This is a genomic window from uncultured Campylobacter sp., assembly GCF_938045625.1.
In the GTDB taxonomy this organism is placed as follows: Bacteria; Campylobacterota; Campylobacteria; order Campylobacterales; family Campylobacteraceae; genus Campylobacter_A.
Window position 1 is genome coordinate 1 of sequence record NZ_CALIAV010000090.1, and the last position, 9,188, is coordinate 9,188.

Annotated in this window: 10 protein-coding genes; all 10 read left to right on the top strand. The window is 47.5% G+C overall.

The window, feature by feature from the left end:
- Window positions 1-509: 509 nt before the first annotated feature.
- Window positions 510-1,901 carry a C4-dicarboxylate transporter DcuC gene (gene dcuC / locus Q0386_RS08420; protein WP_299029734.1) on the top strand — a complete coding sequence of 464 codons (1,392 nt, stop codon included), beginning with the start codon at window positions 510-512 and terminating at the stop codon, window positions 1,899-1,901.
- Between the two features lie 8 nt (window positions 1,902-1,909).
- Entirely contained in the window at window positions 1,910-3,697 is a 1,788-nt protein-coding gene (locus tag Q0386_RS08425; RefSeq protein WP_299029737.1) for a M3 family metallopeptidase, read from the top strand.
- 261 nt (window positions 3,698-3,958) lie between these two features.
- Window positions 3,959-4,279: a DUF2325 domain-containing protein gene (locus Q0386_RS08430; protein ID WP_002949171.1), complete on the top strand. Its 321-nt coding sequence runs from the start codon at window positions 3,959-3,961 to the stop codon at window positions 4,277-4,279.
- Between the two features lie 3 nt (window positions 4,280-4,282).
- Window positions 4,283-4,999 carry a hypothetical protein gene (locus Q0386_RS08435; protein WP_297936552.1) on the top strand — a complete coding sequence of 239 codons (717 nt, stop codon included), beginning with the start codon at window positions 4,283-4,285 and terminating at the stop codon, window positions 4,997-4,999.
- 11 nt (window positions 5,000-5,010) lie between these two features.
- On the top strand, window positions 5,011-5,502 hold the full coding sequence (fldA, locus tag Q0386_RS08440; protein ID WP_297936550.1) for a flavodoxin FldA: 492 nt from the start codon (window positions 5,011-5,013) through the stop codon (window positions 5,500-5,502).
- Between the two features lie 147 nt (window positions 5,503-5,649).
- Window positions 5,650-6,531, top strand: a complete 882-nt coding sequence (locus Q0386_RS08445; protein WP_009492539.1) for a hypothetical protein — start codon at window positions 5,650-5,652, stop codon at window positions 6,529-6,531.
- A gap of 156 nt (window positions 6,532-6,687) precedes the next feature.
- Window positions 6,688-7,203 carry an S-ribosylhomocysteine lyase gene (gene luxS, locus Q0386_RS08450; protein WP_298789510.1) on the top strand — a complete coding sequence of 172 codons (516 nt, stop codon included), beginning with the start codon at window positions 6,688-6,690 and terminating at the stop codon, window positions 7,201-7,203.
- A gap of 203 nt (window positions 7,204-7,406) precedes the next feature.
- Window positions 7,407-7,982, top strand: coding sequence for a hypothetical protein (locus Q0386_RS08455; protein ID WP_299029747.1), 576 nt, complete (start codon window positions 7,407-7,409; stop codon window positions 7,980-7,982).
- Between the two features lie 205 nt (window positions 7,983-8,187).
- Window positions 8,188-8,364 carry a hypothetical protein gene (locus tag Q0386_RS08460; RefSeq protein ID WP_299029750.1) on the top strand — a complete coding sequence of 59 codons (177 nt, stop codon included), beginning with the start codon at window positions 8,188-8,190 and terminating at the stop codon, window positions 8,362-8,364.
- Window positions 8,306-9,188: molybdopterin-dependent oxidoreductase (locus tag Q0386_RS08465; RefSeq protein ID WP_299029753.1), on the top strand; the 883-nt coding region annotated here is incomplete at its 3' end. The genes Q0386_RS08460 and Q0386_RS08465, both read left to right, overlap by 59 nt.

Below are 9,188 nucleotides of genomic sequence, written 5' to 3' on the forward strand. Positions count from 1 at the left end.
TTCGTAAGCCGTGCCATTCGGACGTAAATTTCAAACCCACCGCGCCCCGCCTTTGACGCAGTAAATTTCACCTAAACGGACAGAGAAATTTTAAAATTCTTAATTACCGGCTTAATCTCGACTTCAAAACGCAGTATCTGCCGCTCGTGCTCGTTTGTCGGTCGCACGCGAACGGGCCGCTGCTAAAAGCTCTCAGTGCGCGCTGTTTTACGCCGCATATATTTACCTGCCGCTCGCTAGTCGCCGCATAAGAAAGAGGGAGTAAAATTTTAAAATTCCATCGCCGCGTCCGCCATATGCTGCGGCGCAGTCCCCTTCACTGAGCCGAGATCCGCTTTAAATTTATAAATTCAGTCGCAAATCCGCGCTCTAAATGTAAAATTTCAATCAATCAAAGCTCGCGCAAAGTATCCTAGGGGCGAAAAAACCGAAAAATAATCTCCGTTTTAGCTTAAAATATCGATGTTCGTAGTAAAATTCGCTCAAATTTTACTGCAAAAGGAGCTAAAATGGCTGCGGGCATTATTATCGGCACGGTAGTGCTGTTTATCGTGGGTTGGGCGATAGTGCGGGGCAAGTACGCACCGCTCGTGCTTTTTCTTTCGGGCGTTTTTATGTTGATCTGCTCGGTCGCGCTGGGTACGGGAAATTTCATGCCCAAACAGGCCGTAGCGACGGGTAACGCTTACCTAAATATCATCGAGTTTATTCGCTATATGTTTTCAAACAGATTTGCAAATTTAGGCCTCATCATCATGTTTATGGTGGGCTTTGCGAGCTATATGACGCATATCGGCGCGAACCACGCTTTCGTCTCTATCGCTACGAAGCGCTTTGCTAGGATCAAAAATCCATACGTCATGGTATTCGTCGCATTTGCGGTGGCTAAGCTCATCAGCATGGTTATCACTAGCGCGGTAGGGCTTGGCGTGCTATGTCTCGCACTTTTAGGGCCCGTGCTCATCTCGCTTGGACTAAATAAGCTCACCGTAGGCTCGATCTGCGCGATGTCGGGAGCCGCCTCGATGGTGCTCATCGGTGCATCGACCGCCGCCGCGGCAAAGGCCACGCAGCTTAGCATTTTAGATTACGTTTTCATTTATAAAATTCCGGCCGCGCTTCCGACCTCGATCGTGATGGGTATCGCGCTCGTTTTTTGGAACAGATACCTCGATAAAAAAGAGGGCTGGGTGTGCAGCGAGCATGTGGGCGAAGTGATGGAATTTGACGGCGCCGTGCAAAATCCAGAAACCGCCGCGCCTAAAATTTACGCGATACTGCCGTTTTTACCGATGATTTTGGTGGTCGTATTTTCGCAGTACTGCATTGCCTCTATCAAGCTTGACATCTCGGCGATCATTATCCTTTCAGTCGTCATCGCGATGCTTTTTGAAGCAGTCAGGCATAGGTTTAAATTTGACCCGATCGCCGATGGGGTCAAGGTATTTTTCCAAGCGATGGGCAAGAGTCTAAGCGGCGTCGTTATCCTTATCATCGCAGCGGGCGTATTTGCGGAAGGCTTTAAGGCGCTAGGCATGCTAGATAGCATCGTCAAGCTCGCAAATTCGCTAGGATTTGGCGGCTTTGGCATGTCGGTACTGTTCGTCGTCATCACGACGCTAGTTACGATCATCTCGGGCTCAAACGGCGCGAGCTTTTATCCTCTCATCGAGATGGTGCCGCATATCGCCGCTAAGCTAAACGTGAGCTCGGTTATGCTCGTGCTACCGATGCATCAGGCCTCCACTATCGCTCGTCCTCTCTCGCCCGTAGCTGGCGTGGTCGTCGCGATAGCGGGCATGCTAAAGTGCAGTCCGCTCGATATTGTCAAGCGCTGCAGCGTGCCGGCGATCCTAGGTCTAGTTAGTCACCATATTTTCGTATTTTTACTCTCATTGTGAGGCGTGAAATGCAGCTTCCTAGATGGACGTTTGAGGACGCGTATGGCGACTTTGACGATGCGAGATTTACGGACGCGCTGTCAAATTTGGACGAAATTTTAGGCGAGATAGAGAGGCTGCTAGGCTCTGGCGGCGAGTTAAATTTGCTGATAAACGCGTACGAGCGCGGCTTTGAGGAGGCAAACTCCTTGCTCGCGTTTTGCCGCTGCAAATCAAGCGACGATACCAAAGATGAGCGAGCAGGCGCGGCCGAGGCGAAAATCAGGGAAAAGTTTTTGCGTCTTGAGCGGACGAAAGAGATCATTTTTGAAAAGATAGACGAGCTAGATCCCGCTGATACCGCGCTCCAAACACAGGAGTTTGCGCGGATAAAATTTCTCTACGACGAGCGCAAAAACAGCTGGCGGGCAAAATTTGACGCAAAAGAACGTAAAATTTACGAAGATACGGCGGCTAGCAGTTTCGCTCCGCTTTACGGCGTATTTAGGCATCTAAACAACCTCATCGCCGTGCAGGCTAGTGATAAAAACGGCGTAAAAAGCGTCTACAATCTCTCAAAATGCGCGGGCGTTTTAAAGGGTTCGCCTGATGCCGCGCTACGAAAGAGCGTGTTTGAGGGGCTGGCGGAGCACTACGCTAGGCACGCGAGCCTGTACGTCGACGTTTTAAATTTACTTCAGGGCTTTAGGCTAGGTGAATTCAGGGCGGCGGGGACGGATATCCTCACGCCTAGCCTGCAGCAAAATAAAATCAGCGAGCAGGCCGTAACGGCGATGTTTGCGGCGCTAGATCAGAGATCAGGCAAGATCAGGGAGTGCGTGAGCCTACGCGCGAAGTATTTTCCGCAGGGCAAAATTTACGCCCGCGATCTACTCGCGCCGTCTCCTTTTGCTAGCTCGGAGGAGATCACTTACGAGCGGGCGATAGAGACGATCTGTGCGGCTCTAGGCGAGGTTAGCGGGGAGATACCTGAGTTTATCAAAATGATGCTAGATAAAAACTGGATCGAGGCGCAGGTGCGCGAAAACAAAGCAGGCGGCGCATTTTATACGAGATTTGATAAATTTCGGCAGCCGCGCGTTTTTTCTAGCTACATGGGCACGCAGGCGCATATGATCCAGCAGGCGCACGAGCTCGGACACGCGTGGCACTACTGGATCATGCGCGATCTGCCCGCGCTGCACACGCAGTTTCCTATGACGCTGGCGGAGGCTGCGAGCACCTTTAACGAAGCCGTGCTGCGAAACTATCTGCGTAAAAACAGCTCGGATAAAAATTTGCTCTTTGACATCTTGTGGCAGGAGCTAAAATCGGCGGCAAATTTCATGCTACACATCGGCGTGCGGTTTGATTTTGAGATCGCTTTTTTAAAGGCTAGGCAAAAGGGCGCGGTCGGCGTGGCGCAGATAGAAGAGCTCATGCAAAAGGCGTGGCGAGGACGCTACGGCGATACGACGCAGGATGCGGAGGGCTTTTTGCCGTACTTTAAGCTACATTTTTACAAGACCGATCAATACATCTACAACTACCCCTACACCGTCGGCTACCTGCTTTCGCAGTTTTTGCTGGACGAGTTTACGCGCTCGGGCGATAAATTTATCAGCGCGTACAAGGCGTTTTTGCGCGAGTGCGGCGTGATGAGCGTCGAAGCTTTGCTGCAAAAGCACTTCGGCAAGGACGCGCGAACGCTGGAGTTTTGGCTTGAGTGCGTCGATAATGCGCTAATTTACGCAGACGAGTTTAAGCGGCTCGAGGAGCAGATGGGTTTTGATAAGACGGCAAAGTCGGACGGGTAAATTTGAACCCAAATTTGATTTATCTTCTGCTAAATTTAAGAGCAAAAACGTTGAGCATTTTTGCTCTTGTCGCCTATTCGTCAAATTTGATCGCCGTTTCTTGATCCTAAAAGATAATTTTAGCAGTCAAATTTAAAACTCCCTCGCAAAATTTGGTAGGCGTTACAAATTTGCACTTAACTGATAACAACTATCATAACTAAGCTATTTTTTAGCTAATCTATTTTATAATAATCACAATCAAATAAACAGGAGTCCAAAATGTCAGTTTTAGTTATCGGAGCCGACGAGATAACGCCTATAAAAGCAGTCCTAAAAGACCTCGGCGCAGAAGCGATCGAGCACTGGGACGCGCGTAACGAAAACCGCGTAAATCGCAAACCGATCCCGCAAGATACCGAGTGCGTCGTGATGTTAACCAGTTTTTTAAACCACAACACGATGAAAACGATAAAAAACCAAGCCAAAAAGCGCAATATCCCGATCGTCTGCGCCAAAAGAAGCGTCAGCTGCGTGTTTAGCGAGTATTGCAAAGTCTTTGGGCTAGATAAGGAATTTGGATGCTGCAAGGTAAAAGACTAATAGATGAAATTCGGCTTTTTATCAGGTATTGGAGAAATAACTCCAAGTATTTTTTTAGGGCTTGACGCGGTAAATAAAGCCCGAATTTTTATAAATTTATACAACTGTTGCGCAGGTCGCGAGCTAAAAATCCCTCTAGTTTATGCGTATTCGGGCTTAAATTTGGAGGAAATTTTTCTAAAGCGCATCGAAGATCTGTGTGCTTTTAAAAATCCTAGCCGAAGTAAAATTTCAAGCTTTTGTATCGCCTCAAACGCCGTTATCTGCGCCTACAAATCAGGCAAATTTGACGCCGTCCCGCCGCTAGCTGTCTCACCCAAGCACCCGGCCGCGAGGCTTATACTCATGCTAAAATCCCAAAACGGAATATGTTTTGACGCAGACATAATGTTTTCTCAGTTTGTTTATGATAAAATACGCGCCAAACATTTTGATAAAAACGTTTATTTTCAAGACGGGATTATCTTTGCAGAGCAGGGCGGGCGCAAGCTTTTCGGCGTTATGCCTTGCTTTAAAGAGATAACAAAAGAGCGGTTTCATCTGGCTAACTGCGAGATCGCTAGGGGCTTTGAGGCGCTTAACGGCGGGGAGTTTGACAGGATGTTTATCGTAGCTCCGAGAAATGCGAATTTCTCGCGCTACATCGAGGTAAGACGGGAGTGCGGACGCGGCGGATTGCTGCGACTGGTGCCCTACACGATAAGTCATCATATTTTTTAAAGGAAATTTAAATGATAGGTATCATTTTTGGAAGCAGTATGGGAAATACTGAAGAGGCGGCGAGCTTTTTAGCCGAGAATTTAGGGCTAGAAAACGAGCTTTTAAACGTAGCAAACTGCGACGCGACTAAACTAAACGGCTTTGACAAGCTGATTTTGGGCGTTTCAACCTGGGGTACGGGCGACTTGCAAGACGACTGGGACGCGTTTGATTTTGGCGGACTAAAGCTTAGCGGAAAGACAGTCGCGATATTTGGCACGGGCGATGCCGAGAGCTATGCAGATAGCTTTTGCGGCGCGATGGGCAAGCTATACGACGAGGTCGTAAAAGCTGGCGCAAACGTCGTTGGCGCAGTATCTGTGGATGGATATAAATTTGACGAATCAGAAGCCGTAAGAGACGGTAAATTCGTCGGTCTGCCACTTGATGCGGACAACGAAAGCGAAAAAACCGAGCCTAGAATCAGCGCTTGGATAGAGCAGATCAAACCTCATTTTGCTTAAAATTTAATACTTTTAGTCGGGCTTTTTGCCCGATTTTTAACCCCAAACAAACTCAATCTAATCACTAAAATCGAATCTTTTAAATTTCAGTTTTCTTTAAAATCTTAAAGGTAGAATTAAATTTATTTTTTAAATTTAGGAGAAAATATGGCGTATCAAGAGGAGTATTGGCAAAATTTTTATGAAAAAGCATGGGCGACAAGGGCTAAATTTATGGACGAGTGCCTAAAAAACGGACTCAATAGCTATCAAGCCGTAAAAATGCTGGAAAAAAAAGAGCGGCTAAGTGAGCTAAGTTTGGATAACGTTACAAACGAAATGGTTTGGGAGAAGCGAAAGCTTTTTAGCACGAATGTTTTAAGATTCGTCGAAATCCCGATTGCCAGGCTTAGCACTAGACAGGGGGCTGAGCTAATCGTACCTTTTCACTCGTCGTTTAACTTCTATGATATGCTGATCGATATCATCGACGAAACCGGGCCGTATGATAGTATCGTGGAGCTTGGCTGCGGATACGGTCGAAATTTGATTGAAATTTTTTATAGAGGCGGGCCGACGGATGTGCGGTATTTTGGCGGAGAATTTACGCAAAGTGGGGTGGAAATCGCTAGCAAACTAGCCGCCGCGACGCCTAAAATGAATGCTAAGTTTTTCCATTTTAATCACCTAGAGCCTAGTCTTGAAGGGTTAGATTTGGGTAAAAAGGCCTTTGTTTTCACATGCCACTCTATCGAGCAGGTTAAGGAGATCCCGCCGCATTGGTTTGACGTAGTGGCAAACGCTGCTGACTTCGTGCGCTGCGCTCATCTAGAGCCGTTTGGATTTCAGATAGAAGGAGCAAACGACGCCGTTAGCGAAAGACAAAGAGGGTTTTTTAAAACTCAAGGTTGGAATGTAAATTTTGCCGAGACTTTCTTTAATGCTGCAAGACGAAACGTTATCGCTATAGACGATGCGATCGCTGATATCGGACTCTCTCAAGATCCTATGAATCCGGGCTCGCTAGCATTTTGGCATACGAATAAATAGTCGGTCGTATAAATTTAGCTAAAGTAGCCACTTTTGCGGTTGCGTTTTTTGGCTATCGGCTTAGTAAATTTGCGTAAATGCAAATTTAAATCAAGCCATGGCTAATAAAAATTTAGCTAAAATCACGCCGAATTTAGCTAAAAATAAGGAGAAAGTATGCCTCTACTAGATAGTTTTTGCGTCGATCACGTGAGGATGAACGCGCCCGGCGTGCGCCTGGCAAAGACGATGAAAACGCCAAAGGGCGATGATATAAGCGTGTTTGACTTGCGTTTTTGCAAGCCAAACGAGGAAATCTTGCCAGAAAAAGGCACGCACACGCTAGAGCACCTATTTGCGGGCTTTATGCGAGATCATTTAAACGGCAAGGGGGTTGAAATCATCGATATCTCGCCGATGGGGTGCAGGACGGGCTTTTATATGAGCGTGATCGGCGTGCCGAGCGAGGAGGCGGTTAAGGCTGCGTGGACGGCGTCGATGAAGGATATCCTAGGCGTCAAAAACCAAGAAGACATCCCCGAGCTAAACAAGTACCAGTGTGGCACGTACAAAATGCACTCGCTTGATGAGGCGCACGCGATCGCAAGCAAAATTTTGGAGCGCGGGCTAATTACGATAAACAACGAAGAGATCGCGCTAGACGTCGCTGCGATGGGGCTTAAAAAGCACTGATTGATTTTTAAATTTAGCCGCCGCTTGTGCGGCTTTTACTCTCGCGGCATTAGACAAATCTCAAATTTGGCTAGTTTGCCGCTTTCTTGCTTCAAATTTTACTCTTTTAATATACAAAACCCGCTTCGTAATAAAATATAGCGATGTAATTTTAAGCCGTAAATTTATAAAATTACATTAATAATTTTTCTTAAGGAAGTGCGATGAAAAGTTTTAAATTCGTTTTGATCGCGGCCTGTGCGGCGGCGATAGGCTTAAACGCCGAGGTTTTGACAAAGACGACCGATATATCGCTAGGCGGTAAAAAGGTCGGCAAGATCGAGGTTTTAACGCCGGTCGAGGTTGTCTCCAAAGACGGCGCAAAGGCTAAAATCAAGGTAAAAGGCGCCGTTTCGGCAAACTACCTGGCTCAGATACAGCGAAGCGTCAAAAATGCCGAGATTTTCACGGTTTTTGATGCCGAGAGCGAGGCGAATTTTAAGAAAATAAAAGAGGTCGAGGACGACTACGGCGAGCTTTGGTATGAGGTCGAGGGCACGTACGAGGTCGCCGCAGACGCGCTGGGTAGCGACGCAAACGCGCTATATAAACAAGCCCAGCAAAAGTACGAGGAGACCTGCTCGGCGTGTCACCGCTTGCACGAGCCAAACAGCTTTACGGCGGCTCAGTGGCCGGCAAATTTACAGTCGATGATCGATACGAACTACGTCGCGCTGGAGGAGACGGAGCTAAATTTGATAGTAAAATACCTGCAGCATAACGCAAAAGCGGTAGAATAGGGCTTTGCGCGGATCAAATTTGCCTGTCGTTTAAAATGTAAAATTTAGCGACGTTTGTTCTTTAAATTTGATTTTTTAAACGGCAAATTTGATGCTGCTAGCTTAAATTTGCCTGCATTTTGCTCGCCGCACAACCACGTTATTAAGAGATTGGCGAGCGTGACTAAATAAAATATGGGTTTTAAAAAGCAAATAAGGGAAAAAGTTGCCTGATCGCATAGATGCCACAAGCATAGGCGTAGTTTGGGCGAGTACAGGGAGTACGTATACTTCCGCTCACGGCAGGGCTTTGCTCCTGCAAAAAGTAAATAAGGGAGAAACCGATGAAAAGACGAGATTTCATCAAATTTTCGGCCTTGGCGGCTACGGCTGCGCAGGCTAGTAGGATAGAGGGCGTCAAACAGACGATTTTTGATAACAAAAAGGTGTTTGGCGCAAACAGATTCGGTACGTTTTGGGCAAATTTAAACTCATCGCAGATCGTTTCGGTTAGCGAATTTGAGGGCGATAAATTTCCAAATACGATGAACTACAGCCTGCCTGACTCCGTGCAGAACGAAAACCGCGTGCTCTATCCGATGGTGCGCAAAAGCTATCTAAAAGCAAAAGGCGCGGCAAAGAGCGAACTGCGCGGCAAAGACGAATTCGTGCGCGTTAGCTGGGACGTCGCGCTTGATCTAGCGGCCAAAGCCCTAAAAGAAAACTTCGACAAATACGGCGCCGAGGCGATATATGGCGAGTGCTACTGGTGGGGCGGCAGCGGTAAGGTCAGCTGGGGACGTACGGTCGCGCACAGGATGCTAAAAGTGCTCGGCGGCTACGTAGAAGAAAGCGGCGATTATTCGACCGGAGCGGGTCTAGTCATCATGCCCCACGTGCTAGGCGGTAGCGCGGTTTACGACGCTCCGACGAAGTGGAAAGCCATCGTCAAAAACGCTAAAAACGTAGTATTTTGGGGTACCGATCCTATCGTAACCAATCAAATCTCATCCGTCCCTCCGACTCACGACGGCTACGTAGGCATGCAGGAGCTCAAAAAATCGGACATCAAAACTTATAGCGTAAACGTCATGGTAAACGACACCGCGCGCTACTACGGCAGCGAAAACATCATCGTGCGCCCAAATACCGACACTGCGCTAATCATCGGCATGTGCCATTATCTGTTTACGAACAACCTCTACGACGAGGAATTTATCAAAAAAT

What these genes read in the sequence shown, in the direction of transcription:
- dcuC (WP_299029734.1), top strand. Translation starts at nt 510, where the DNA reads ATGGCTGCGGGCATTATTATCGGCACGGTAGTGCTGTTTATCGTGGGT.
- Q0386_RS08425 (WP_299029737.1), top strand. Translation starts at nt 1,910, where the DNA reads ATGCAGCTTCCTAGATGGACGTTTGAGGACGCGTATGGCGACTTTGAC.
- Q0386_RS08455 (WP_299029747.1), top strand. Translation starts at nt 7,407, where the DNA reads ATGAAAAGTTTTAAATTCGTTTTGATCGCGGCCTGTGCGGCGGCGATA.
- Q0386_RS08435 (WP_297936552.1), top strand. Translation starts at nt 4,283, where the DNA reads ATGAAATTCGGCTTTTTATCAGGTATTGGAGAAATAACTCCAAGTATT.
- luxS (WP_298789510.1), top strand. Translation starts at nt 6,688, where the DNA reads ATGCCTCTACTAGATAGTTTTTGCGTCGATCACGTGAGGATGAACGCG.
- Q0386_RS08445 (WP_009492539.1), top strand. Translation starts at nt 5,650, where the DNA reads ATGGCGTATCAAGAGGAGTATTGGCAAAATTTTTATGAAAAAGCATGG.
- fldA (WP_297936550.1), top strand. Translation starts at nt 5,011, where the DNA reads ATGATAGGTATCATTTTTGGAAGCAGTATGGGAAATACTGAAGAGGCG.
- Q0386_RS08430 (WP_002949171.1), top strand. Translation starts at nt 3,959, where the DNA reads ATGTCAGTTTTAGTTATCGGAGCCGACGAGATAACGCCTATAAAAGCA.